Annotated in this window: 23 protein-coding genes; 7 read left to right on the forward strand and 16 right to left on the reverse strand. The window is 71.5% G+C overall.

From position 1 onward, the window contains the following. Nucleotides 1-10 precede the first annotated feature (10 nt). From HNR25_RS05520 to HNR25_RS05530, 3 genes are read right to left on the reverse strand one after another with little or no spacing between them, the layout of a single operon-like run. Nucleotides 11-547 (reverse strand): NUDIX hydrolase family protein, encoded by a 537-nt coding sequence (locus HNR25_RS05520; RefSeq protein WP_184633644.1) that lies wholly within the window; start codon nt 545-547, stop codon nt 11-13. Between the two features lie 17 nt (nt 548-564). Then, a complete protein-coding gene (tnpB, locus tag HNR25_RS05525) occupies nt 565-1,944 on the reverse strand; it encodes an IS607 family element RNA-guided endonuclease TnpB (RefSeq protein WP_184633645.1) in 1,380 nt (459 codons plus the stop codon). Then, nucleotides 1,941-2,519, reverse strand: coding sequence for an IS607 family transposase (locus tag HNR25_RS05530; protein WP_184633646.1), 579 nt, complete (start codon nt 2,517-2,519; stop codon nt 1,941-1,943). Before HNR25_RS05530 ends, tnpB begins: the two co-directional genes overlap by 4 nt. Before the next feature lie 320 nt (nt 2,520-2,839). Between HNR25_RS05530 and HNR25_RS05535 the strand changes: the two genes are divergently transcribed. Continuing rightward, complete coding sequence (locus tag HNR25_RS05535; protein ID WP_184633647.1) at nt 2,840-3,925, forward strand: S-(hydroxymethyl)mycothiol dehydrogenase; 1,086 nt, start codon at nt 2,840-2,842, stop codon at nt 3,923-3,925. 99 nt (nt 3,926-4,024) lie between these two features. Here the strand turns inward: HNR25_RS05535 and HNR25_RS05540 are convergent, their stop codons facing one another. The 4 genes from HNR25_RS05540 to HNR25_RS05555 all read right to left on the reverse strand — a co-directional run bounded on the left by HNR25_RS05540 (nt 4,025) and on the right by HNR25_RS05555 (nt 8,062). Next, a complete protein-coding gene (locus tag HNR25_RS05540) occupies nt 4,025-5,206 on the reverse strand; it encodes a MalY/PatB family protein (RefSeq protein ID WP_312862380.1) in 1,182 nt (393 codons plus the stop codon). Nucleotides 5,207-5,394: 188 nt separating this feature from the next. After that, nucleotides 5,395-6,594, reverse strand: a complete 1,200-nt coding sequence (locus HNR25_RS05545; RefSeq protein WP_184633648.1) for a glycosyltransferase family 4 protein — start codon at nt 6,592-6,594, stop codon at nt 5,395-5,397. After that, nucleotides 6,591-7,088 carry a hypothetical protein gene (locus HNR25_RS05550; protein WP_184633649.1) on the reverse strand — a complete coding sequence of 166 codons (498 nt, stop codon included), beginning with the start codon at nt 7,086-7,088 and terminating at the stop codon, nt 6,591-6,593. Before HNR25_RS05550 ends, HNR25_RS05545 begins: the two co-directional genes overlap by 4 nt. Continuing rightward, nucleotides 7,085-8,062, reverse strand: coding sequence for a sulfotransferase family protein (locus HNR25_RS05555; RefSeq protein WP_246463524.1), 978 nt, complete (start codon nt 8,060-8,062; stop codon nt 7,085-7,087). The genes HNR25_RS05550 and HNR25_RS05555 overlap by 4 nt, the downstream gene beginning before the upstream one ends. 577 nt (nt 8,063-8,639) lie before the next feature. Between HNR25_RS05555 and HNR25_RS05560 the strand changes: the two genes are divergently transcribed. Further along, nucleotides 8,640-9,470, forward strand: coding sequence for an oxygenase MpaB family protein (locus HNR25_RS05560; RefSeq protein WP_312862381.1), 831 nt, complete (start codon nt 8,640-8,642; stop codon nt 9,468-9,470). 77 nt (nt 9,471-9,547) lie between these two features. Here HNR25_RS05560 and HNR25_RS05565 read toward each other — a convergent pair whose 3' ends face one another. Beyond that, nucleotides 9,548-10,468: an oxygenase MpaB family protein gene (locus HNR25_RS05565; RefSeq protein WP_184633651.1), complete on the reverse strand. Its 921-nt coding sequence runs from the start codon at nt 10,466-10,468 to the stop codon at nt 9,548-9,550. Nucleotides 10,469-11,054: 586 nt separating this feature from the next. Between HNR25_RS05565 and HNR25_RS05570 the strand changes: the two genes are divergently transcribed. Further along, nucleotides 11,055-12,299 carry a cytochrome P450 gene (locus HNR25_RS05570; RefSeq protein ID WP_184633652.1) on the forward strand — a complete coding sequence of 415 codons (1,245 nt, stop codon included), beginning with the start codon at nt 11,055-11,057 and terminating at the stop codon, nt 12,297-12,299. Between the two features lie 87 nt (nt 12,300-12,386). On the opposite strand, the gene HNR25_RS05575 is transcribed toward HNR25_RS05570, so the two are convergent. The 5 genes from HNR25_RS05575 to HNR25_RS05595 form a co-directional block, all read right to left on the reverse strand. After that, nucleotides 12,387-13,679, reverse strand: coding sequence for a cytochrome P450 (locus tag HNR25_RS05575; protein ID WP_376767470.1), 1,293 nt, complete (start codon nt 13,677-13,679; stop codon nt 12,387-12,389). Then, the gene (locus HNR25_RS05580) at nt 13,676-14,311 is read right to left on the reverse strand and encodes a GTP-binding protein (protein WP_184633653.1); all 636 of its coding nucleotides are present in this window, start codon (nt 14,309-14,311) and stop codon (nt 13,676-13,678) included. Before HNR25_RS05580 ends, HNR25_RS05575 begins: the two co-directional genes overlap by 4 nt. Then, on the reverse strand, nt 14,292-14,657 hold the full coding sequence (locus HNR25_RS05585) for a DUF742 domain-containing protein (RefSeq protein ID WP_184633654.1): 366 nt from the start codon (nt 14,655-14,657) through the stop codon (nt 14,292-14,294). Before HNR25_RS05585 ends, HNR25_RS05580 begins: the two co-directional genes overlap by 20 nt. Continuing rightward, a complete protein-coding gene (locus HNR25_RS05590) occupies nt 14,654-15,076 on the reverse strand; it encodes a roadblock/LC7 domain-containing protein (protein ID WP_184633655.1) in 423 nt (140 codons plus the stop codon). Before HNR25_RS05590 ends, HNR25_RS05585 begins: the two co-directional genes overlap by 4 nt. 126 nt (nt 15,077-15,202) lie before the next feature. Beyond that, the gene (locus tag HNR25_RS05595; protein WP_184633656.1) at nt 15,203-16,702 is read right to left on the reverse strand and encodes a sensor histidine kinase; all 1,500 of its coding nucleotides are present in this window, start codon (nt 16,700-16,702) and stop codon (nt 15,203-15,205) included. 878 nt (nt 16,703-17,580) lie between these two features. Here HNR25_RS05595 and HNR25_RS05600 point away from each other — a divergent pair. From HNR25_RS05600 to HNR25_RS26760, 3 genes are all read left to right on the forward strand, one after another. Continuing rightward, on the forward strand, nt 17,581-17,913 hold the full coding sequence (locus tag HNR25_RS05600) for a hypothetical protein (protein WP_221457440.1): 333 nt from the start codon (nt 17,581-17,583) through the stop codon (nt 17,911-17,913). A gap of 464 nt (nt 17,914-18,377) precedes the next feature. Continuing rightward, the gene (locus HNR25_RS05605) at nt 18,378-19,709 is read left to right on the forward strand and encodes a cytochrome P450 family protein (protein WP_184633658.1); all 1,332 of its coding nucleotides are present in this window, start codon (nt 18,378-18,380) and stop codon (nt 19,707-19,709) included. Beyond that, on the forward strand, nt 19,682-20,836 hold the full coding sequence (locus tag HNR25_RS26760; RefSeq protein ID WP_184633659.1) for a cytochrome P450: 1,155 nt from the start codon (nt 19,682-19,684) through the stop codon (nt 20,834-20,836). The genes HNR25_RS05605 and HNR25_RS26760 overlap by 28 nt, the downstream gene beginning before the upstream one ends. Before the next feature lie 241 nt (nt 20,837-21,077). Here the strand turns inward: HNR25_RS26760 and HNR25_RS05615 are convergent, their stop codons facing one another. Together HNR25_RS05615 and HNR25_RS05620 are read right to left on the reverse strand one after the other, a co-directional pair. Then, nucleotides 21,078-21,245: a hypothetical protein gene (locus tag HNR25_RS05615; RefSeq protein ID WP_184633660.1), complete on the reverse strand. Its 168-nt coding sequence runs from the start codon at nt 21,243-21,245 to the stop codon at nt 21,078-21,080. A 516-nt stretch (nt 21,246-21,761) separates the two neighbouring features. Continuing rightward, the gene (locus HNR25_RS05620) at nt 21,762-21,953 is read right to left on the reverse strand and encodes a hypothetical protein (protein WP_184633661.1); all 192 of its coding nucleotides are present in this window, start codon (nt 21,951-21,953) and stop codon (nt 21,762-21,764) included. 291 nt (nt 21,954-22,244) lie between these two features. Here HNR25_RS05620 and HNR25_RS05625 point away from each other — a divergent pair, with 291 nt between their 5' ends. Further along, the gene (locus HNR25_RS05625) at nt 22,245-22,439 is read left to right on the forward strand and encodes a hypothetical protein (RefSeq protein WP_184633662.1); all 195 of its coding nucleotides are present in this window, start codon (nt 22,245-22,247) and stop codon (nt 22,437-22,439) included. A 21-nt stretch (nt 22,440-22,460) separates the two neighbouring features. Here HNR25_RS05625 and HNR25_RS05630 read toward each other — a convergent pair whose 3' ends face one another. Beyond that, a complete protein-coding gene (locus HNR25_RS05630; protein ID WP_184633663.1) occupies nt 22,461-24,920 on the reverse strand; it encodes an ATP-binding cassette domain-containing protein in 2,460 nt (819 codons plus the stop codon). Between the last annotated feature and the right edge of the window lie 100 nt (nt 24,921-25,020).

Consider the following 25,020-nt stretch of genomic DNA (forward strand, 5'->3'; position numbering starts at 1 on the left):
CGCGCGCCGGTCAGGGCACCAGGCCCACGTGGGCCAGCGCCTGGCGCAGCAGCACGCCCTGGCCCCCGGCCATCTCCTGCTGCACGTTCTCGCTCACGGCCTCCTCCGGGGAGAACCACACCAGGTCCAGCGCGTCCCGGCGGGGTCGGCAGTCGCCGGTGACCGGCACCACGTAAGCCAGCGACACCGCGTGCTGGCGCGGATCGTGGAAGGGAGTGATACCGGGCGTGGGGAAGTACTCCGCAACGGTGAACGGCTGCGGCGAGGACGGCACGTGCGGCAGCGCGACCGGCCCCAAGTCCTTCTCCAGGTGGCGCAGCAGGGCGTCGCGGATGCGCTCGTGGAACAGCACACGCCCCGACACCAGGGAGCGGCTGAAGGTCTGGTCGGGCGCCACGCCCAGCAGCAGGCCGACGCCGGTCACCGTCCCCGATTCGTCCACGCGCACGGGCACGGCGTTGACGTAGACGATGGGCAGGCGTCCGCGCGCGTCCTCGATCTCGGTGTCGGAGAGCCAGCCGGGCGAGGTGTCCGTGGTATCTGTCATGGCCCGAGTTCTACCGTTCAGGAAACGTGTAAAAACGTGCCCTGAGCCGTCGCCTCGCGGCGCGGCGTCGGCCCCGCCCCTTCGGGCGGGGCCTTCCCGTGGCGATACCCATAGCCGGCACGGCCGGTCTTACGCGGGTTTCCAGCGGGCTCGTTCATCCTCGCCCCGCAACTCGGGGAGGAGGCGGCCTCGGCGAGGCCGGCGAGATTGCGGGCGGCGTTGGCGTCGCGGTCGGCGACCACCCCGCACGCCTCGCAGGCGAACGTCCGCTCCGACAGGCGCAGCTTGGCTTTCACCGCACCGCAGTCGTTGCAGGTTTTGGAGCTGGGGAACCACCGGTCGGCCACCACCAGGCGGCGACCGTACCAGGCGGCCTTGTAGGTAAGTTGGCGCCGCACCTCGCCCATGCCGGTGTCGGAGACCGCGCGGGCCAGGCGCCGGTTGGCGACCATCCCGGACACGTTCAGGTCCTCGATCACGATGGTGTCGAACTCGTCCACCAGTCGGGTGGTGAGCCGGTGGAGCCCGTCGCGGCGGGCGGCGGCCGCCTTGGTGTGGAGGCGGTCGGCGGCGGCGCGGGCTTTGCGCCACCGGTTGGACGGTTGCTGCCCGGTGCGCCGGTCGGGGCCCCGGCGCCGGGAGGCCCGCCGCTGGGCGCGGCGGAGCCTACGCTGGGTCTTGTCGAGGTGTTTGGGGTTGTCGACGGTCGCGCCGGTGGACAGCACCGCCAGGTGCTTGATTCCCAGGTCCACGCCCACGGTCCCGCCGTCTGTGGCCGGGACCGGTGCTGGAGCGGTCTTCTCCACGGTGAAGGACACGTGCCACCGCCCCCGCTGGAAGCTCACGGTGGCCGCCAGGATGCGAGCGCTGCCCCGGTACAGGTGGCGCGCGAGCTTGCGAGTGGACTCATGCGTGCGCACCGCCCCGATCCGGGGCAGCTTCACGTGCCGGTTGTCGGTCCCGTCCAGCCCGAAGGCGCCGGTGGTGATGCGGAAGGATTTACGGGAGCGTTTGGACTTGAACCGGGGGAAGGCGACCTTCCTCCCGGCGCGCGTCCCGGTGCGGGAGGCGTTCCAGTTCTTCAGCGCGGCCGCGAGATCGGCCACCCCGCAGGCGTAGGCCTCTTTGGAGTTCTCGCCCCACCAGGGGGCCACCGCGTGCTTGGCGGCGTTCCACTGTTTGCGCAGACCGTAGGCCGACCAATTCAGACTCGGGGTCAGCTCCGCCTCGGACACGCCGTAGGAGCGCTCCGCCTCGCGCTGGCCCAGGTTGGCCTTGACGCGGGCCAGGCCCCAGTTGAAAGCGAACCGGGCCGCCCCGCAATGCGAGGCCAGCGCCTGTTCCTGCTCAGCGGTAGGCTCCAGCGCGAACAGATACGCCTGGTGGTGCGTGCTCACGCCGGAGACTCCGTCCCGGTGCGGGCGGCGTCCACGGCCGCCTGCGCGCGGCGCCGAGCCGACCGGCGCCCGTACAGCCGGGCGCACATCGACGTCAGCACCTGGGTCATGTCGCCCACCAGGTCGTCCTCGACCTCGGCGTCGTCGAGGACGACCAGCGACCGGCCCGAGGCGGCCAGGGCCGACTCCACGTGCTCGGTGCCGAAGCGGGCCAGCCGGTCGCGGTGCTCGACCACGATCGTGGCCACCGACGCATCACGCAGCAGCGCGTGCAGCTTGGGCCGGTTGCCGTCGAGGGCGGAACCGGTTTCGGTGACGGTGGCGTCCAGGGTGATGCCGCGGCGTCCGCATTCGGCGGCGACCCGGCCCGCCTGGCGTTCCAGGTCGGGTTTCCGGTCGGTGCTGGAGACGCGGCAGTAGGCGGCGGTGCGGCCGCCGGTGGCGACCGGCTCTTCGACGAGGATGGTGCCGGTGGCCAGTTGGCGGGCGGGCACGGGCAGGGTGCCCGCATGGAACCAGTTCAGCGCGCTCCGGTACGAAACCCCTTGCGTGCGCGCCCACTCCGTCAACTTCACAGGGGATACCCTACTATAGGGTTACTCGTTTTTACACATTCAAGCGGACAGTTCCCAACCTCACCCGTCCCGCGGGCACCATCGGGTGGCACGGCTCACATCGGATCCGGGGCGCTCCCCGCACCGCGAGCCCGACCGGGTCCGGTCGGCCCCGATCGACACCGCCGGAACCGATCGGCGCGACGCGGTTCTCATCGCGCGATAGAGGTGGTAGACGCAGCCGGAGCGACTGGCCACCATGGCCCCACGGAGCGGTGCGCTGCCGCAAGCGGCGGCCCACCGCTCCGCCGGCCAGAGGGCGGCAACGGAGAGAGGGCCATATGACGCAGGAAGTGCGCGGGGTCGTCGCGCGGACCGAGAACGCACCCGTCGAGACGGAGACCATCCTCATCCCCGACCCCGGCCCCGGAGAAGCCGTGGTGCGCGTGCAGGCGTGCGGAGTGTGCCACACGGACCTGCACTACAAGCTGGGCGGTATCAGCGACGACTTCCCCTTCCTGCTCGGCCACGAGGCCGCGGGCGTGGTGGAGTCGGTCGGCGCGGGGGTTTCCGACGTCGCGCCGGGCGACTTCGTGGTCCTCAACTGGCGGGCCGTGTGCGGACAGTGCCGCGCCTGCAAACGCGGCCGCCCCTGGTACTGCTTCGACACCCACAACGCGCGGCAACCGATGACGCTGACCGACGGCACGCCCCTCTCCCCCGCCCTGGGCATCGGCGCCTTCAGCGACAAGACGCTGGTCGCGGCCGGCCAGTGCACCAAGGTCGACCCCGGAGCCGCACCGAGCGCCGTCGGGCTGCTGGGGTGCGGAGTGATGGCCGGGATGGGCGCCGCCATCAACACCGGCAACGTGGGGCGCGGCGACAGCGTCGCGGTCATCGGCTGCGGCGGGGTCGGCGGGGCCGCGATCGCGGGCGCCCGCCTGGCAGGGGCCGCCACGATCGTCGCCGTGGACCTCGACCGCCGCAAGCTCGACTCCGCACGCGGAATGGGCGCCACCCACACCGTCGACGCCCACGACCGCGACCCCGTCGACGCGGTCCGGGAACTGACCGGCGGGTTCGGCGCCGACGTCGTCATCGAGGCCGTGGGCCGCCCCGAGACCTACCGGCAGGCGTTCTACGCCCGCGACCTGGCGGGCACCGTGGTGCTGGTGGGGGTGCCGACCCCGGGGATGACGCTGGAACTGCCGTTCCTGGACGTCTTCGCGCGCGGCGGGGCGCTGAAGTCGTCGTGGTACGGCGACTGCCTGCCCAGCCGCGACTTCCCGATGCTCACCGACCTCTACCGGCAGGGGCGCCTGGACCTGGACGCGTTCGTGTCGGAGACGATTCCGCTGGACGGTATCGAGGGCGCGTTCGCCAAGATGGAGCACGGCGACGTGCTGCGCTCGGTCGTGCTGGTGTGAGGCCCCGGCGGAGCCGCGCCACCGCTTCCGCGGGGCGCGGCGCCGCCGACTCGGACCGGGAGGGGACCAGGACGCGCACCGGCCCGGTGCACCGAGCGTTCAGGCCGGGCGCCCGGCGGTGCGCACGCCCGCCGCCATCCGGGCCACCAGTTCGCGCAGGACCGGCCGCGGCGTGGCGAAGTTGAGGCGGGCGAACCCCCGCCCGGGTTCGCCGCAGTCGGGGCCGTCGACGAGGACGGTGCGGGCCTGCTCGTGCAGCACGCGGCCGGGGTGCTCGCCCAGCCCCAGCCCGCGGAAGTCCAGCCAGGCCAGGTAGGTGCCTTCGGGCGGGGTGAAGCCGACCCCGGGCAGGTGCTCGGCCAGCAGCGCGGCGAGCTCGTGCCGGTTGCCGTCGAGGTAGGCGACCACGTCGTCCAGCCAGTCGCCGCCGGAGGTGTAGGCGGCGGTGGCGGCGGTCATGCCGAAGTTGCCGGCGCCGTGGGCCAGTACCGGTCCGATGCGGGCCATGACCGCGGCGTCGGCGGCGTTGCTCGTGATGAGCTGCGCGCACTTGAGACCGGGGACGTTGAAGGCCTTGGACGCCGAGGTGGCGGTGAGCGTGTGGCCGGCGGCCTCGGGCGACACCGCGGCGTAGGGCACGTGCCGGTGTCCCGGGTAGGTCAGGGGCCCGTGGATCTCGTCGGCGAAGACGCGGCCGCCGTGGCGCTCGACGACCTCGCTCAGCGCTGCCAGCTCGTCGGCGGTGAACACCCGGCCCAGCGGGTTGTAGGGGTTGCACAGGGTGAGGAGATGGCCGCCGGCGCGGAAGGCGGCGTCGATCGCGTCGAGGTCGAAGACGTGGCGGGTGCCGTCGAAGGCCATGGGGACCTCGACGATGTCGCGGCCCAGTCCCTGCGGAACCGTCAGGAACGGCATGTAGGCCGGGGTGGGCAGGATGACGGGGCTGCCGGGGCGGGAGAAGTGCTCGACGGCGGTTTCGAAGCCCTTGACCACGTCGGCGACCGGGTGGACGTCGGCGGGATCGACGTGCCAGCCGTAGCGGTCGCGCTGCCAGTCGGCGCAGGCGCGGCGCATCGCCGCGGCGATGCGCGGCGGCGGGTATCCGAGGTCCCCGGCGTCCACGGCGGCGTGCAGGGCGCCGGTGACCGCCGGCGCGGTGCCGAAGTCCATCTCGGCGATGAACGCGCCGAGGGTGTCCTCGCCGTGGAGGGTCCACTTGATGCCGCCGCGGGAGCGGAGGTCCTCGATTGTCACCGCGTCCAACGCGCGCTCCAGGCTCACGGGCCGTCCTTTCCGGGCAGGGGCCCGCGGCGGGTACCGCCCGGTCGGCGCGTGCGTGAGCGCCGGGCGGGGCCGCGGGCAGGCGGACACGGCTGCGGGCGGCACCGCGGGGATGCCGCCCGTCGTCTGCCGTCCACTGTAGGCCGACCGGCCGCGGCGGGTGCGGTCCGGTCCGGCGCACCGCGCGCTCAGCCGGCCGCGGCGGCCTTGCCGGAGGTGCGCACCAGGTCGCTGAAGAGCTCTTCCCACATCATGTGGACGTTCTCGGGAGCGTAGCCCTGCGAGGTCGTGAGCGCCTCGGCGCCCATGCTGTCGCGCAGCTCCCGGTCGTCCATCATCGTCGAGATGGCGTCGGCCAGCGCGTCGGTGTCCTTGGGCGGAACCAGGATCCCGTCCTTGCCGTCGGTGATGACATCGGCCGGCCCGGTAGGGCAGTCGAAGGTCACGATCGGCAGGGCGTGGGTCATCGCCTCGATGACGACCATCGGCAGGCCTTCGAACCGGGAGCTGAGGATGTAGAAGGCCGACTTGGTGAGCTCGTCTTCCATGCGGTCGGTGTGGCCCATCAGGAAGACGTGGTTGTAGAGGTGGTGCTTGTCGATGAGCGCCCGCAGCTCGTTCTTCTTCTTGCCCGTCCCGTAGATCCGCAGCTGCCAGTCGGGGTGGCGCTCGGCGACCTTCTTGTAGGCCGGGATGAGCATGTCGAAGCCCTTCTGGGGGGCCAGCCGTCCCGCGGCGAGGGCGATCTTGTTGGTGTGGTCGGAGTGCTCCTGCTCCGTCGAGTGCACCGCGTTGGGGATCCGCACCAGGCGGGTGCCGGGCAGCAGCTTCTTGTAGTCGTCCAGGTCGCGGCTGGTGAGCACGGCGACCGCGTCGAAGCTCGGGTAGTACCGGGCGATCGCCTTCTGCACGTCCGGGCGGTGGGTGCCCAGGTTCATGTGCTCCTGGGCGACGCGGATCAGCCGCGGGGAGGCGTAGCGCGCGGCGAGGATGTTCAGCGCGGGGCGGGTGGTCACCAGGATGCCGTCGCCGACGCTCTTGAGATAGCGGACGACCTCGCGCTCGACGTGGCGGTTGAACGCCTCGTAGCCGAACTCCCCCTCCGGGACGATCCGGCCGCCCTGCTTGCGCAGGCGTTCGCGGCGGGCGGCGCGGTAGCGCCCCACCGGTCCGGGCGCGGGCTCGTCGCCCTTGGGCGCGCGCACGTCGACGACGGTGGTCAGCCGCACCCGCTCGTCGAGGTCGAAGTTGGGCTCGTCCTTGTGCCGGACGGTGCTGACGATCTCGACGTCGTAGCCCAGCCCCGCCATGGTGGCGGCCTGGGTGAACACGGTGCGGATGGTGCCGCCTGTGCCGTAGGCGTTCAGCAGCAGGTAGCGGATCCTCATGGCGATTCCTTGCCGGATGAGCCGGACGTGCCGGGCGTGCAGTCGATCGAAAGGTCTTCGCGGGCGGTGTAGACGGGCCGCACGCGCATCCGCACGCCGTCGTCCTCGACTTCCTGGGCGGGGAAGACCATGACCTTCTTCTTGTCGCGGATGTCGTCCAGCCGGCGCCCCAGCCGCATCCGGCCTTCGGCGTCCGAGTCCGGCCGGTCCTCGGGGACGGCGTAGAGGTCCCACTTCATCCCGTCGCCGGAAGGCGAGTGCCCGGGATCGACGGGGACGAAGTCCGCCAGCGGGACCGAGACTTCGAAGCGGCCGCCTTCGACCTTGAGTTCGTGGTGGACCCGGATGTCGGTACCGCGCACCGCGGACAGCAGGTACCAGCGGCCGGATTCGGGGTCGGCGAGACCGTGGAAGTCGCCGACGATGCGGATGCGGCCGTCGCGCGGCCAGACCTCGCCGACCTCCGCGCAGGGCTCGGGGGTGGGGGCGTTCACGTCGCGGCTGCCCCTTCGCGCTCTCCGGTGTCGCCGGTGTCGCCGGTGTCGCCGGTGTCGCCGTCGAGGTAGCCCCAGCGGCGGGTGATGTCGCGCAGGGCCTCGGGGACCTCGTCGGCCGTCGGCAGCGTGCGGCCGCTCTGGACGGAACCGGAGCGGACCTTGTCCTTCCAGTCGCCCAGGCCCTTGGCGAAGTCGCCCTTGACGCTGTCGCCGTACTCCAGCATCGACGGCTCGTATCCGATGCCCAGGTATGCGCAGATGCTGCGCAGCTCGCCGTCGGGATCGGCGGTGAGGTCTTCGTAGCGCACGGTGTGCACGTCGGTCAGGCCCTCGCGCGCCCGCTCGGTGGCGTTCATGTAGCGCAGCGCGTCCCTGGCGGCCTCGTCGGCGGTGCGCTTCTCGGGGTCGGCCTCGTGCCAGGACTCGGCGATGGAGACCGGGTGGCGCAGCAGGCAGATGAAGCGGGCGTCGGGCCAGCAGGCCGCGATGCGGTCCCACACGAAGGCGTTGCTGGGCGTCTTCTCCACCACGAAGTCCTTGCCGGAGCGGGCGAGCTCGCGGTGCAGCACGCGGTCCCACAGCAGGTGCTCGATGTCGCCGCGCTGCAGGCCGCAGGCCTCCATCGCGCGCTCGGAGAGCTTGGTGCGGAAGTGCGCCTCCAAGCGGCGGATATGCAGCTCGTGGGGGGCGTGCAGCTGGGAGTGGGCGTTGAGGAGCAGCCGCAGCAGGGTCGATCCCGAGCGCACCGGCGAAACGACGAAGACCGGGCGGTCCAGCAGGCGGTCCAGCTCCGGGTTCTCCGGCGCCCGGAAGGCGACCTTCTCCTTGGCCGGCTTCTTGGCACTGGAGGAAGCGGCGGCCGGGGTGGACGTGGCGGCGGCCGCCTGCTTCTTCCGAGGGGCCCGGCGCAGTTCGACGCCCACGGTCGCGCCGAGCGCCGAGTTCATCTTGCGTAGAAGATCCATGCTCATGGAACTTATGGCTCTTTTCGACTGGAAACAAAGGGAACGGACTCTGTCGCTCGGCGCCGCACCCGGTCGGCCGCCGACGTCGTATCGGCCGGCCGGGCGGGTCCCGGCGAAGCGGTGCGGCACGGACGCGCGGACGTACCGCACGTGCGGAGGGCCCGAAGCCGCACCCGGGAGCGCCGGAAGCCGGAAGCGAAACAGCGGAGGCCGCGCACCGGCCGCCCGCCTCGGCCGCGGTGGTCGCCGACCGGATCCCGCCGGGCCGCGGAGCCGACGATGCGGACACTGCCACGATAACCGCCCCCGAGCGGCCGATCGAGCATCTCGGGTCGCCGACACCCCGGAGGGTCGGACCGCAGCCCCCTAAAGGGTGGGGCGTGGCATGTCAAGGCCGCATAAAGCCACAGGCATGCACGCGGCCGCACGTCGGTGCACACCCTGCGCCTTCGCTGCACATCAGGCCGGATCCGGCCAGGACGCCGGCCGGAGGTGCGGGGTCCGGCCGCCGCGACCGCTCGGCCGCCGCGCAGGTGGTCCCGCCGCGCACGGAACCCGCGGCTCGGCGCCTAGCATGGGCGCTGTGGGAGGACAGCACGCGCGCGCAAGCGAGGACCCGGCCGCCGGCGTCTACCGCGAGGCCGCGGCTCTGGGGGCGGCCGCCTACGCCATCCTGCTGCAGATCGCCGAACCGGGCGTGGGGCGGGGCGTACGCGACCACAGCGACTTCGCGCAGCGCCCGGTCGACCGGCTGCGCGGCACTCTGGTGTTCGTCTACGCGCTGATGTTCGGCACCGGTGCGGAGGCGGAGCGGGTCGCGGGCACCGTGCGCAGAGTCCACCGGCACGTCGTCGGCCCCGACTACAGCGCGCAGGACCCCGAGCTGCAGGTATGGGTGGCGGCGACGCTCTACGCCTGCAACATGCACGTCCACGAACTGGTCTTCGGCCCGATGGCGCCCGCGGACAAGGACGCGGTCTACACGGCGTCGTCGGTGTTCGCCACCTCGCTGGGCTGCCCGCGCGAGCGCTGGCCCGCCACCCGCGCCGACTTCGAGCGCTACTGGACCGAAGCGGTCGCCTCCATCAGGGTCGACGACACCGCGCGCGCCGTCGCCGGCGACCTGTTCCACCCCGCCAACCCCGCCGTGCGGGCACTGGTGCGGGTGCAGCGCTTCCTGGCCTCGGGGCTGCTGCCCGCCCACGTCCGCGACGGGTTCGGCCTGGAGTGGGGCCCGCGGCACCAGCGCCGGTTCGACCGGCTGGTCACCGTGGTCCGGGCCGTCTACCCGCGCCTGCCGACGGCCGTGCGGACGCTGCCGCGCGACTTCTATCTGCGCGACATGCGCCGCCGGTTCGCCCGAGCCGACGCGGGCCGGCGCAGCGGCCCGCCCCCGCCCGCCTCCGGAACCTAGGCTCCGAGGACCGTCGGGACCGGGCCGCTGGCGAACGCGGCCCGGGGGTGGCACCGAATCTCCGGGGCGCGTGTCCGTCAGTCTGCGCGGGTGGGTTTGCGCAGCCACTTCTCGTCGATGCCGACGGGCTCCGGGGCTCCGACGCCGGCCAGGTCGCAGCCGTGCGGGAAGCCCGGGTAGGTCCGGTTGCCGGGGTCGGCGGCGAGCCTGGAGGTGCGGCGCGGCGGCAGCTGCGACACGACGCCGGCCCGCATGCGCAGCGCCGTCCGCACGACGGGGGGCAGCCACCGCGGCGGGTGGGAGAAGCCGAACGCCTCCAGCATGGGGTCGTCCAGCAGCGCCCGCACGCCCGCGTCGGCGGCCGGGCGCAGCGGGGCCGGGAACCAGCTGCGGAAGACGTCGAGCGTCGCCTGGCCGACGCGGGCGTTGGTGTCGGCGTAGCGGAAGTGCTCGCGCTCGTAGGCGTTCTTGAATTCGCGGAAGGCGTCGAGGTCGGCGGGGATGTCGCGGATGTTCATCCGGGTGCCCACCTCCCGGTAGTAGAGGTAGCCGGCCCGGAGCTCGGCCTCGGTCAGGTCGCGCCAGCCGTACCGGGCGATCCAGTCGATGGGCTCGAAGACGAAGGTCGACAGCACGTAGAGCATGTCGCCGTTGGAGATGTCGTAGCGGTTGTGCATCCGGTTGATGTTGCGCAGACTCTGGCGGCCCCGCTCGGAGTCGACGCCGTGCTCGGTCATCTCGTTCATCAGGATCGAGGTGTCGTCGTAGCGCTTCTGGCCGCAGCGGGAGAACTCGCCGGTGGCGTCCAGCAGGGCCGAGATGGAGGGGACGCAGTAGGTGCGGTACAGCGCGAGTTCCAGGGCCCGGTTGTAGTCCCAGGGCAGCTCATAGCCCACGGAGATCCGGTAGATCTCGCGGAAGTCGGTCTCGGGGTCGAGCTCGTCGATGCGGCGCATCCAGCGGAAGCGGTCGCGGCGGAGTGCCGAGGGCAGGGGCATGGCGTGTTCCTTCACGGGGTGCGGGACGGGTGCGGCCGACTGCGGGCTGCCGGGCGGTTCGCCGGGACGGTACCCGGCCGAATCGGACGTCGGCTCACCGCCGACTGTAGAACGCGGACTTCCGGTCGATGTAACGGGCACCCGGAAATGCGGTATCGGTGCACCCTGGCGTGCGGTCGGAATCGGCGGCACAACGGCGGATCACTCGTCGGCGCACCCGCCCACCGCACATTCCAGGACCCTGACCTGCTGATTCTCTAACCTGCCGCCCTCGCTTCGCCCTCGCTTCCGGCGACGGGGACCGGGCGGGTTCCCGCGGCCGGGGCGGTCGGCCGAATCGCCCGCAGGGCGCCGGATCGGGCGTTCCGTGCAATCAGAGCATGACCGAAACGAATTCTACCCGTCCCGGCCCACCCGAGACGGAAACCGATTCCCCCGATTCGGTGAGTGATAAACGAGTGAACTGCTGTGATGTAGCACTTTGGGCGGGACCTCACATTCTCCGCTCTTACGTCTGGATCATGGCGAATCACATCCCTACCCTGGGACGAGCCGACCGCCGCCCCCTCATCAGTGAGGCGCATCTATGACCACAGTTCCGGACACTCCGGGCATTCCTGACATCGTCTCTGCGGAGTTCAACGCCGATCCGTATTCCGCCTACCGGATCATGCGCGACGAGGCCCCCCTGATCTGGCACGAGCCGATGCAGAGTTACATCGTTTCGCGCTATGAGGACGTCCAGCGGGCGTTCAAGGACGGAGTGTTCACCACCGCCAACTACGACTGGCAACTGGAACCGGTGCACGGCCGCACGATCCTCCAGCTCAGCGGCCGCGAGCACGCGACACGGCGGGCCCTGGTGGCACCGGCCTTCCGCGGCGGCGAGCTGCGCGACAAGTTCCGCCCCGTCATCGAGCGCAACGCCCGCGAGCTGATCGACACCTTCCGCGAGGACGGCTCGGTCGACCTGGTGTCGCAGTTCGCCACGCACTTCCCGATCAACGTCATCGTCGACATGCTGGGTCTGGACAAATCCGACCACGACCGGTTCCACAAGTGGTACACCAGCATCATCGCCTTCCTGGGCAACCTCACCCAGGACCCCGACGTCGCGGCGGACGGCTTGCGCACCCGCGAAGAGTTCGCCGCGTACATGATCCCGATCATCCGGGAACGCCGCGAGAACCCCGGCGACGACCTGCTGTCGACGCTGTGCCAGGCCGAGATCGACGGCACCTCGATGAGCGACGACGACATCAAGGCGTTCTGCAGCCTGCTGCTGGCCGCCGGAGGCGAGACCACCGACAAGGCGCTGGCCGCGATGTTCGCCAACCTGCTCAGCCACCCCGACCAGCTGGAGGCGGTGCGCCAGGACCGCTCGCTGATCCCCAAGGCCTTCGCCGAGACGCTGCGCCACAGCCCGCCGGTGCACATGATCATGCGCCAGCCCGCCGAGGACGTGGTCTTCAGCGGCGGCGAGGTCCCCGCGGGCAGTACCGTGACGTGCCTGATCGGTGCGGCCAACCGCGACCCCGAGCACTACGCCGACCCCGACGCCTTCAACGTCTTCCGCGAGGAGATCGACGCCTCCACCGCCTTCACCGCAGCCGCCGGGCACCTGGCCTTCGCCTTGGGCCGGCACTTCTGCGTCGGCGCGCTGCTGGCCGAGACGGAGGTGGAGGTCGCGGCGAACATGCTGCTGGACGCGATGCCCGACGCCCGCCTGGCCGACCGCTACTCGGCCCAAGAGCAGGGCGTTTTCACCCGCGGCCCGGCCGACGTGCCGGTGGAGTTCACGCCGCGGAGCGCGGTCTCGGCCGGCGTCTGACCTCGCGACCGCGCCGGAACGACTCCGGGGGCCGCTGCCCGCAGCGGCCCCCGAAAGTCCGTGGTGCGGCGGTCCCCGCGCGGCCTCCTACGGCGTCCGCTCGTCCATCGGGATCGCCGGGGTGAAGTGCACCGGCAGCGTGTACAGTCCGCGCATCCACACCGACGGGCGCCACTCCAGCTTCTCCTCGGGCACGTCCAGTTCGATGTCGGGCAGCCGGTCCAACAGCACCTCGACCGCGTTGCGGGCGATGACCTCGGCCAGCTCCGGGGCCGGGAACGGGCACCCGTGCTCGCCGTGCCCGAAGGACATGTGCGCGCGGTTGGCGCCGGAGTCCAACTGCTCCTCGGGCTGCACCCGCGGGTCGGCGTTGGCCGCCGCCAGGCCCAGCACCAGCAAGTCGCCGCGGTTGATGCGGCGCCCGCCCAGTTCGCAGGCCTGCGCCGCCCAGCGCCCGATGAAGTTCTGGGTCGGGGTGTCGCGCCACAGCACCTCGTTGAGCGCCTGGACGGCACTGCTGCGCCCGCCCTGCAGGCTGACCGAGAAGCGGTCGTCGACGAACATGTGCCGCAGCGTGTTGGCGATCCAGTTTCCGGTGGGCGCCTGGGCGGCCGACATCACGACCAGCAGGTCGATGACGATCTCGTCGTCGGTGAGCCCGGCGGAGTGCTCGATCAGCCGCGTGGGCACGTCCTGGCCGGGGCGGGCGTGGGAGTCGGCGACCAGCCGCTGCATGCGCTCCTGCACCCGCCCGTGCGCCTCGGCGGCGTTGCCCGTGACGTCCAGCGAGTCGAGGATATCGTTCACCAGGCCGGGGACGTCGGCCAGCGGCAGCCCGAACAGCTCGGCGACGACGCGCGCGGGGATCTGGTGGGCGTATTGGGCCACCAGCTCGGCCTGGCCGTCGCCGCTGAACCCGTCGATCAGCTCGTCGGCCACCCGCTGGCAGATCAGCGCGAGCTCGGTGCGGTCGACCTCGTCCAGCGCGTCGCCGAGCGCGCCCGCGCGGCGCTGGTGCTCGTTGGCCTCGGCGAACATCACCGAGGGGGTCCAGCCGACGTAGGGCATCAGCGGCCAGTCGTCGGGGATGTGGTCCCACATGTTCCAGCGGCGGCAGTCGCGCGCGAACCACTGCGGGTTGCTGGTGACGTAGTGGACCTCGCGGTAGCCCATCACGAACCACGCCGGAATCTCGTGGTCGAGCAGGATCGGGGCGACAGGGCCGTAGCGCCACCGCATGTCGTGGTAAAGGGTGGCGGGGTCCACGGCGATGTCGGGACCGAAGAACCGCACGGCCTGGTCGTGATCGGGGTATCCGGTCAAGGCGGGCGCGGGTGCCGGCTGCCGAGCGGGCTCGGACGAGGCGGGGTCGTTGGTCACGGCGTGCCCTCCCTGGCGGGCGACGGTGCGTACACGGTGTTGAGGTGGCGGACCAGGCTGATCAGCACGGCCTTGCAGTCCTCCCTGCTGCGGGCGTCGCACTCCACGAGCGGAACCTCGGCGGACAGGTCGAGCGCCTCGCGCAGCGCCTCCAGGGCGGGTCCCGGCTCGAAGCGGTTGATCGCCACGACGAACGGCGTCCCGTGGGCCTCCAGGCGGTCGATCGCATACCAGGACTCCTCCACGCGCCGGGGGTCCACGAGCACCACGGCGCCCAGGCTTCCGGCGAACAGCTGGTCCCACAGGAACCAGAACCGCTCCTGCCCGGGCGCGCCGAACAGGTAGAGGATCTTGTCATCGGTGATGGTGATGCGGCCGAAGTCGAAAGCCGCCGTGGTGGTGGTCTTGCTGCGCACGCGGGACGGGTCGTCGACGCCTACGCTCGCTTCGGTCATGACCTCTTCGGTGCTCAGCGGCCGGATCTCGCTGACCGCTCCCACCATGGTCGTCTTGCCTACGCCGAATCCGCCGACCACGACGATCTTGAGGGCGTCCTGGGCGTCGGCCGACAGCGGGGCGGGTTCCTGGTAGCCGGAGGGCGGACGGGCGGTTTCAGAGGCGTTGGAGTGCATCGAGCACCTGCTTCAGGGTCTCGGGGGCGGGGGTGTGCGCCTGCGCGTCCGAGGAAGCCGACGTCGGGTGGCGGACGGTGATCCGCCCCATGTCCAGCAGGTCGCGCAGCAGGATGTTGACGACGCTCACCGGCATTCCGAGGGCGGCCGAGATCTCCACGACCGCGGTCGGCCGTTCGCACATCCGCAGGATCCGCATGTGCTCGGACTGCATGCCCGCCTTGGGGTCGCACTCGCTGACGATGAGCGTCACGCTGTCGAAGACGCCCTCGTCCGCGCGGCTGCGGCCCCCGGTGACGGTGTAGAGGCGATCGGGATCCTCGTGGTCGATCGGTCGGGGGTTCATGAGGCGGGACCACCGCTGTACTGCGGAGGCCGCGGATCGGCGGTGAGGTAAGAGCCGATCTGCTCGACCAGCTCGTTCATGTTGTGGCCGACGACGCCGACGTCGGTGTCCTCCTCGGCCACGACGGCCAGGTGGGCGCCTGCGCCCGCGGGGACGATGAGCAGGACCCCGCCGGCGAACTCCACCATCGCCTGACCGGAGGTGATGCTGCCGTCGCCGAAGTCGGCGGAGGCGCTCAGCGACAGGCTCTGGATCCCGGCGGCGACGGCGGAGAGCTGGTCGGCGCGGTCGTCGTCGAGCTGGGAGGTGAAGACCATCTTCAGCCCGTCTCTGGACAGCACGAGAGCGTGCCGGGCGCCCGGTGTCTTCGTGAGCAGGTTCTCGAGCAGCCAGTCGAGGCCGCGGTCTGCTGTGCTCATGGGGATCTGTGCCACTCCTTGTTCAAGTCGAACGGGCGCTGCGCCGCCCGAGGGAAACGCTCCGCGGCCGCGGGCTCCGCACGGGCGCCGTCCCGGCGCCGTCGGGACCGCGATCGAGGCGGCCGATCACGGGGTGGTGTCGTCCGGGTCGGTGTCGCGCCCGCGGGTGCCGGACCGGCGGAAGGCGGCGAAGCGGGTGCCGGGGTCGCGGCGCTCGCGCGTGGGCTCGGTGCGCTGCTGGTGCTGCTGGCGTTCGGCCTCGGCCAGGGTCTGTCCGCGGCGCCGTCGGGGCAGTTCGTAGCCGCCGGTGGGGTCGTCGCCGGTAGCACCGGGCGCGCCGGTGTCGGTTCCGATGCTGTGGGCTCCGGTGCTCTCGATCGAGGCGCCGTCGCCGGCCCCGGTCGCGACCGCCCGCCCGGCGGCCGTGACCGCCGGGCGGGCGGTCGCGGGAGCCGGGGGCGGCGGGGGCGCGGATACGTCCTGCTGTGTGCGGGTGATGAGGTGCTGGGGTACCAGCACGACCGCGCCGGTGCCGCCGCGCGAGGACGGGCGGAAGTTGACGGTCAGTCCGTATTTGGCGCCGACCCGGCCGACGACGGCCAGGCCCATGCGGCTTCCCGGCAGGTTGGTGAGGTCGTGGGGCTCGGAGACCAGCTGGTTGGCACGGCGGCGTTCACGGGGGCGCATGCCCAGGCCGCTGTCCTCGACCGTGATCATGACGCCGGTGTCCTCCTCCTCGACATAGACGTGCACCTCGGTGTTGTGCGCGGAGAAGTTGGCGGCGTTGTCCATCAGTTCGGCCACGGCCTGCATCACGCCTTCTGCGGCGTAACCGACGACGGCGGCGGTGCTGGTGGTGTGGATCCGCACGCGGCGGAAAGCGTAGATGCGGCCCATGGCGCCGCGCAGGATGCTTTCCATGACGATGGGCTTGGTCCAGCGGCGTCCGGAGCGGCCACCGCTGAGCAGGGCGAAGCTGTCGGCGAGCCGACCCATCTGGGAGACCTGGTGGTCGAGTTCCAGCAGGTCGCCGAAGATGCCCTCCTGGTCGCCGTAGCGGTTCTCGTATTCGCGCAGCTGCGCGAGCAGGTTGGTCACCTGCGCCTGGACGCGTGCGGCCGCGCCGGCGCAGGACGCCATGGCGGCGGCGCCGCGCCGTTCGGCCTGGCCCAGGGTCTTGCCGAGCTGCACGACCAGGGAGCGCAGGGCTTCCTGGGAGGGCTGGGCGGTTTCGGCGATCGCGGCGTCGGTGGTCGTGCCCTGGCGGATGCGGCGACGCAGGTCGGAGAAGCCGTCGTGGGCGAACTGGCGCAGTTCGTGCTCCAGGCCGGCGGTCGTGTGCTCGGCCTGGGCCACGCGCTCCTCGGCGCGCTCCGCGCGTTCGCGGACGACGGCGGCGCGGCCCGCGTGGTAGGTGGCCACGGCGACCGCTCCCGCCAGCAGGGCGCCCATCACGGAGCCGACCGCGGCCAGCAGTACCTGCGCTTGGGCAGGCACCGAGGCGACGACCCAGTACCAGGCGACGGTCAGGACTACGGCCGCGCAGAAGAATGCGAGTACGGCTTGCAGAATCGGCGAGCTCGGCGAGCGCTGTGCAGGATTTCTTTCGGATACACGTGCTGACATCGATCAGGTCCTCGTCGGCGGTGGGAAGCGGGACCCGTCCCGCATCGAACCCCTGATCCGTTGCACGGCAGGACGAGCAGGCCCGGGGAAGCCTGTGCGACGGCCAGTGGGGTGATCCGGAACTTACCGTAGCCCACTCCGGACACGCAGGGTCAATCGAAGCCAACCCCTCATTCGGCACCGATTCCTACGTTCCAAACCAGACAACCTTCGCTTTAGCGACATTTGCTGCCGACAATTCGGGCGCGCGGTAGCCGGATAACGCGTGTCGTCGACGAATCGCGCACACGGAAGCCGAGCAAAAAAGGACAAAACACTCATATCGCCCTCATTTCCCGATGTCCGCTGCGGGTCGCGGATCCGGCGGAACCAGTATGAGGTATCGCACCCTCCGCGGTTTTGACCGTATCGGCGGCGGGCTGGCCGTGAGCAGCGGTGCGGATCCGGCGGTGACCGGCGCCTCGCCGCCCCTTCGGCAGCCGCGTGGGACTCGCCGAGCGCACCGAGCCCCGCACACGCCCCCGGACCCGCGTCCGTGGAGCATCCGCCTGCGCCGCTCCCCCGCGGCCGTCGGCGCCGCGGCTGCACCTGCATCGCCCTGCGCCGCCGACCGCCGATGCGCCCGCCCACCGGGGCCGCCGCGGACCGCACAGCCCGCGCCGCCCCGGCTCGGAACCGGCGCTGAGCGCTACGCCGCCTGTGCCGCCGCGGCGCGGTCGGCCGCCCACCGGCGGAACGTGCGCGCCGCCCTCCGCGCCCGGCGCCGGCCCCCGGAGGCGTCCCGATGACACTCGCCGTGCAGCACGCCCGCCTGCTCTTCCTGGAGCCCGCCCGCGCCCCATCGCCTTGGGCTTCGCGCCGCCTTCCCGACCGTGCCGATGCTGTTCTTCGTCGTTGCCGACGGAGCGATCGCCGGCGACCCGCAAGCGGCCACCCTGGCGACGGCGCAGATCACCGTCGTCGCCGTGATGAACGCCTGCCTGCTGAACTTCGGTGTCGGGGTGGCCGAGGAGCGCGCCCGCGCCTGGGACCCCTACCTGCGCACGCTGCCGGCAGGTCCGGTGCCGCGCATGGCCGACACCACGGCACTGGCGCTCTGGGCCTACCGCCGCCCGGAGTGGCCCTCGCCACGCTCACCCCTGTTTCCGACGGCCCCGCCGCCGTGTTATAAGCGCCCTTTACACCGCGTTTCATTCGACCGGTACCCATGAAGTCTCGGTCGAATGAGCGACTCCGGGATCAGTGCTCCAGCTGCGCACCACCGGCGTTTTCACCGGTGATTTCGCTCCGCCTGCGCCCCGGATGCGGCCCCCGCTGCGGGCGCCGCGGTGCCCGCCCGCATCCCCGGCACCGCGGGCGGAGCGCGCCGCTGCAGGCGACCCGCCCGCCGCCCTGTCCCGAAGAATGGGAAAATACCCGTGTCAACCCTATTACCCAGCGCATTCTCGCTGGTCGATAGCCGAGTATTCGATCTCCGGGGTTGCGCAAAAGCCGGAGAATTCGACAGACTTCGCCGCGGTGCCGGTGCCCGGGAGAACAGAAGCCGAAAACTCCTGCGCCGATACCGACCGTCGACGAACCGCTCAGAGCGGCGCCGTCCCCACCCCGCGGCGACGCCGCCCGAGCTGCGGTTCAGGTCCCCTCCCCCTCCCCCTCCGCACGGAGCCGCAACGCGATGACGCACCCGATCCAGCATCCGACCGACGCAGTCCGGCTCGACGATCCCGAAGCGTTCGCCGATCCACAGGCACTGTGGGACCGGCTCCTGGAGCGCTACCCCGACGGACTCGCGCCCGTCTTCCTGGCCGAGGGGGTTCCGGCCTGGCTCATGCTCACGCTCGACGTGCACCAGCAGGTCATGCAGGACCCGGAGACCTTCGCCCGCGACGTCGACCACTGGCGCGACTTCCACAACGGCGTCATCCCGGAGAGGTCGCCGATGCGGGCCATCTACACCAAGCGGCGCAACGTGTGGAACGTCGACGGCTCCGACCACAAGTACTACCGCGACATCGTCGTGCGCGCCCTGTCCAACATCTCCCACAACCAGGTCATGGCCCACGTCGACGAGGTCGTCGACCGGGTCGTCGACACCTTCTGCACCGAAGGCCGCGCCGACCTGGTCACCCGCTACTCCAGCGTGGTCCCGCTGCTGGTGCTGTGCCGGCTGTACGGGATGGACGCCCAGGAGGGCGTGGCCGTGTGCTCGGCCCAGCGGCGCGTGTGGGACGGCGCCGACGACGCGCTGCACGTCCACGCCCAGATGCAGCGCCGCATGACCGCCCTGGCCCAGCGCCGCCGCGAAGAGCCCGGCAACGACCTGGTCTCCGAACTCGTCGCAGCCGGGCTCGACGACGAGGAGATCCGCGACCACCTCACCTTCATCACCGCGGCGGCCCACGAGCCAGCCGCGCACACCGTCGCGCACGCGATGTGGCTGCTGCTGGGCCGCAAGAACGAACTGGTGCAGCTGAATTCCGGGCGCACCGTCCGCGAGGCGGTCAACACCAGCCTGTGGCACGCGCCGCCGATGCACACCCTCATCGGCCGCTTCGCCACCCGCGACACGTCGGTCGGCGGCTACCGGGTGGCCGCCGGCGACTGCCTGGTCATGGGTTTCGGCCCCGCCCAGCAGCTGCTGCGGCGCGACGAGCGCCTGGACACCGAGACCAACCGCTCCTACATGATCTTCGGCATGGGACCGCACTCCTGCCCCAGTGCCGGCCGCGACCTGGGTCTGGCCATCGCCGAGAAGGCCGTGCAGCGGATCGACCGCCGCCTGCCCGACATGGTCCTGGTCGACGAGCAGTGGCAGGGGGTGGCCGCAGGCCGGCTCAGCGGCGTGGAATCCCTGCGCGTCGCCTTCACCCCCACCGATCGCATCTACGAAGGAGCCCCGTGGCAACTGAGCGCATCGCAATCGACCCCCGAGACCTCGACAGAGACGCGACCGCACACGCTCTCCATGCGGCTGGGCCAGTGGCTGCGGTGGATCTGGCCGGGGTGAACGCCCTGGCCGTCACCCACCACGAGGCGCTGCGCACCGTGTTGGCCGACCGCACCGGGACGTTCGTGCGAGGCGGTGCCCAGCAGAACTGGCGGGCGGTGCGCGAAGGCGAGGTCGACCCCGGCAGCGCCCTGGTGCGCCTGGTCGGCGGCTCCATCGGCAGCCTGCTCACCGCCAACGGCGCCGCGCACGCCCGGCTGCGCAAGCCTATGCAGACGCACTTCACCCGGCGGCGGGTGGAGGCGCTGCGGCCGCGGGTGGAGAAGCTCGCCGACGACCTGCTTGCGGACATGGCCGCGGACGACAGCGTGGACGTCAAGGACCGGTTCGCCTGGCCGCTGACGGTCGGCGTGCTGGTGGGCCTGCTGGGCGTCGACGACGAGGACGCCCCCGTCCTCGGCGACATCGCCCGGCGCGTGTTCGAGCTGAGCGACCCCGGGGTCTACGCCGAAGCCAACGCCTTCCTCAAGGACCTGGTGGTCAAGCGGCGGGCCGACCCGGGCGAGGACCTGGTCAGCGCGCTGGCCGCCGCCGACGACGCGGCCGAGGAAGCCGACCGGCTCGGCGACACCCAGATCGCCGCCAACCTCGTCCTGCTGGTCATCGCGGGCTTCGAGACCACGATGGGCACGCTGGCCAACGGTGTGCAGGCGCTGCTGGCCCACCCCGACCAGCTGAGGCGCGTCACCGGCGGCGACGTCGAGTGGGCGACGGCGGTCGAGGAGGTCCTGCGCCGCTACACGTCGGTGAGTCTGCTGCCGGCGGTGTTCTCCACCTGCGACACCGAGGTGGCGGGGGTGCCCGTGCCCGAGGGCGAGATGCTGCTGCTGGCCTACGGCGCCGCGGCGCTGGACCCGGAGCCCTGGGAGGAGCCCGCCGCCTTCGACGTGGGCCGCGACGCGCGCGGCCACCTGGCGTTCGGCCACGGTCCCCACCTGTGCCTGGGGGCGCCGCTGGCGCGGTTGGAGCTCAACGTGGCCCTGCCGCGGCTGTTCGCGCGCTTCCCCGACCTGGCCCTGGACACCGGGCGCGGGGCCGAAGAGGCCGCGGTGCCGGTGGAGAGCTGGATGATGCACCACCCCCAGCAGGTGTGGGTGCACCCGAAGGGCGCACCGGCCGCCGTCTGACGGCGGCCCCCGCTCGGGCCGGCGCGTCCGGCCCGGGTGGGGACCTGTTCGCCCGTCGCCGGGATGCTCCCGCCGCCGGCGCCGGCCCCGCACGGAAACCGAGCGCGAGGTTATGCCCGATTTCCGGTTCTGTGTCGGTGAAACCCGCGCGCTCGTTGACACCGGTGAGGAAGACGTCCGGGTCAGGCGGCTTCGTAGCGGGTGAAGCGCCGGGCGCCCAGCGGGTGCCCAGTCGGCCACGCTACATCACGATTGTCGCGACAAGCGCTCCGAGCGCAGCCACGAAGAGCACCACGGTGATGGCGTTCTCAGCGGCCGACACCCGGATTGCCCGCTTGCCGACCACATACCTCCTTGTCACGATAACGGCACCGAAAACGAGAATCGGAACGGCAAGCAAAAAATTCACTGGCACTCCTTCCGTTGGACTGCTACCCGCACAGCCGGTCGCTCCTGCGGCGCTGCGGCCCAGATCGACTCCACCCCCGGTTCGGACACAATTAGTCAGAGCCGATCCAACAACGTCGAACAGAAGCGACTAAAAACCCACCGCCAACTTTCCGTGCCAAAGAAGCCGAATTATCCAAAATTCAACCGCAAGAGATTTTAACAAGCACGAACGTAAACCACAATGACCGTTATGCCCGGATTTTAGTTCCCCGCGCCCCCGAAATCGTTCAGCCTCGCAGCGCAACGGCTGGTGACGAGGAGGAACCGGACCGTCACAACTGAGGCCGGCCGGGCATGGCCGAATCCGGTCATACCGGGTGGAAGCGGGACTGATTCATCGTCGCCGGCGATGACGGTGGCGGCGGGTTCGCGACGCGACCCCGGCGGCCGGGCGGGCCTCAGGCGCCTGCAGCAGGAGCCCCCGGCCGCGGCGGGCGAGGCGGCGGCCGGAGGCGCGGGGCGCTCCCGCGGCCGGTCAGCGGTGCTTCTTCGGGTCCATCCAGTCGCCGATCTTGCCCGGCGGGGTCCAGCAGCCCTCGGGCGGCTGCGGCGGTTTCGAGGACGTGACGCGAATGCGGAAGGAAGACGTTCGGGTCACCCGGCGGCGCCGCTTGGGCACCTCGGACAGCAGGCGCTTGGGATCGAGGTTCCACTCGCCTGGATTCATCAGCTGCCTCCACACCGACCGACGCCAGCGAGCACGCGGCGCATAAAGGAACTATTCGGACTTCTCGAACTACAAGGTAGCACCGCGCTTCGGCGCACGACGGGATTCCCGCCCGCCCCCAACCGCATCCGCGCCGAACGTGCCGTCGGAGCCGCTTTCGCCATCGGGACCGCCCCTGCAGACGCGCTCGCTACACGAGTCCGGACCACCGGGCTCGGAACTCGAAGCGGTATTCCCGCGTCTCAGTGGGAAGATAGCTGCGAGTACGGCTGAGTGCAGGAAGGAGCCGATGTGATCAAACCGGTAAACGTGTGGGAGGCCGTCATGTGGGCCTCGGTGGCGGGGATGCTGGTATGTGCGCCGATCACGGCGCTGGTGCAGCAGGATCCGACCGGCACCTGGGTCACGCTCATCGCCGCGATGACCGCCGCCATCGCCGCGGGCGGCGAGCGCCACCGCGTGCTCCAGGGGCGCGGCCGCGACTGACCCCGCCTTTCCCCTCCCCCGTCAACCCCCCACGTAGGCCGCCAGGTGCTCGCCGGTGCGGGTGGAGCGGGCGGCGACCAGGTCGGCGGGCGTGCCCTCGAACACGATCCGGCCGCCGTCGTGGCCGGCTCCGGGGCCGAGGTCGACGATCCAGTCGGCGTGGGCCATGACCGCCTCGTGGTGCTCCACGACGATCACCGACTTGCCGGAGTCCACGAGCCGGTCCAGCAGGCCCAGCAGCTGCTCCACGTCGGCCAGGTGCAGGCCCGTGGTCGGCTCGTCGAGGATGTAGACGCCGCCCGTGTCGGCCATGTGCGTGGCCAGCTTGAGGCGCTGGCGCTCGCCGCCCGACAGCGTCGTCAGCGGCTGGCCCAGGGTCAGATAACCCAGCCCGACGTCCTCCATGCGCTGCAGGATCTTCGCCGCAGCGGGCACCTTGGCCCCGGCGGCCTCCCCAGCCCGTCCGCCCCGATCGGCCTGCCCTCCGGCGAAGAAGGCGTGGGCCTGGGCGACCGGCATCGCCAGCACCTCGCTGATGTCCTTTCCGCCGAGGCGGTACTCCAGCACCTCGGCCTGGAACCGCCGGCCGTCGCACTCCTCGCACGGCGAGGCGACCGACGCCATCATCGCCAGGTCGGTGTAGATCACACCGGCCCCGTTGCAGGTGGGGCAGGCGCCCTCGGAGTTGGCGCTGAACAGCGCCGGCTTCACGCCGTGGGCCTTCGCGAACGCCTTGCGGATCGGGTCGAGCAGGCCGGTGTAGGTCGCCGGGTTGCTGCGCCGCGACCCCCGGATCGCCGCCTGGTCGACCGACACCGCGCCCGCGTCCTCGGGTACGGACCCGTGCACCAGCGAGCTCTTGCCGGAGCCGGCGACGCCGGTGATCACGCACAGCACGCCGAGCGGGATGTCGGTGTCGACGCTCTGCAGGTTGTGCGCGCTCGCGCCGCGGATCTCCAGCTTCCCGGTCGGGCTGCGCACGGTCTCCTTGAGCCGGGCCCGGTCGTCGAGGTGGCGGCCAGTGAGCGTGTCACTGCCGCGCAGGCCCTCGACGGTGCCTTCGAAGCACACGGTGCCGCCCCCGGTGCCCGCGCGGGGGCCGAGGTCGACGACGTGGTCGGCGATCGCGATGGTCTGCGGCTCGTGCTCGACCACCAGCACCGTGTTGCCCTTGTCCCGCAGCCGCAGCAGCAGGTCGTTCATCCGCCGGATGTCGTTGGGGTGCAGGCCGATGGTGGGCTCGTCGAAGACGTAGGTGACGTCGGTGAGCGAGGACCCCAGGTGCCGGATCAGCTTGGTGCGCTGGGCTTCGCCGCCCGACAGGGTGCCCGAGGGCCGGTCGAGCGAGAGGTAGCCCAGCCCGATCTCCACGAACGAGTCGAGGGTGTGGGCCAGGGTGCCCAGCAGCGGTGCGACGGCCGCCCGCGGGTGGCCGTCCCCGCTGCGGGCGCGGGAGGCGTCCCCGGGGTCGGAGAGGCCGCGTACCCACGCCGCCAGGTCGCTGATCTGCATCGCGCACGCGTCGGCGATGCTGACGCCGTCGATGAGCGAGGACCGGGCCGCTTCGCTGAGCCGGGTGCCGCCGCACTCGGGGCAGTCGGTGAAGGTGACCGCCCGGTCGACGAACCTGCGGATGTGGGGCTGCATCGCATCGCGGTCCTTGGACAGCATGGACGTGCGGATCTTGGGGATCAGCCCTTCGTAGGTGAGGTTGACGCCCTCGACCTTGATCTTCGTCGGCTCCTTGTAGAGCAGGTCGTGCAGTTCCTTCTCGGAGAAGTCGCGGATCGGCTTGTCCAGGTCGAGGCCGACGCCGCGCAGCAGGCGCCCCTGCCAGCCGTCCATGCTGTAGCCGGGAACCGTGAGCGCACCCTCGCCGAGCGACAGGCTGTCGTCGTACAGCGCCGCCACGTCGAAACCGGAGATCGAACCGCGGCCCTCGCAGTGCGGGCACATGCCCCCGGTGCGGGAGTAGGTCACCTTCTCGGCCCTGCCGTCGTTCTGCTTCATCATCCCCGACGCCTGGACCGATGCGACGTTGAACGAGAACGCGTTGGGCGAGCCGATGTGCGGGTCGCCGATCCGGCTGAACAGGACGCGCAGCAGCGCGTTGGCGTCGGTGGCGGTGCCGACGGTGGAGCGGGCGTTGGCACCCATCCGCTCCTGGTCGACGATGATCGCGGGCGTCAGCCCGTCGAGGACGTCGACGTCGGGGCGCGCGAGGTTGGGCATGAAGCCCTGCAGGAACGCGCTGTAGGTCTCGTTGATCATCCGCTGCGACTCGGCGGCGATCGTGGAGAACACCAGCGAGCTCTTACCCGACCCGGAAACACCGGTGAACACCGTCAACCGGCGCTTGGGGATCTCGACGGCGATGTCGTCGAGGTTGTTCTCGCGCGCGCCGTGCACGCGGATCAGGTCGTGGCTGTCGGCGGGGTGCGGCGCGGACGCCTGCGTATCCGCGCTCGGGGCCGTGGTCATCGTGGTGCCTCCGTCCACTCGTAGGAAACGCCGTCGTTTCGGCCGCAAAGGCCGGACCGCCCGGACCGCCCCGGTCCCGGCCGCAGGTGCGCGCCGGCCG

It is taken from the genome of Streptomonospora salina (genome assembly GCF_014204715.1).
GTDB classification, from domain to species: Bacteria; Actinomycetota; Actinomycetes; order Streptosporangiales; family Streptosporangiaceae; genus Streptomonospora; species Streptomonospora salina.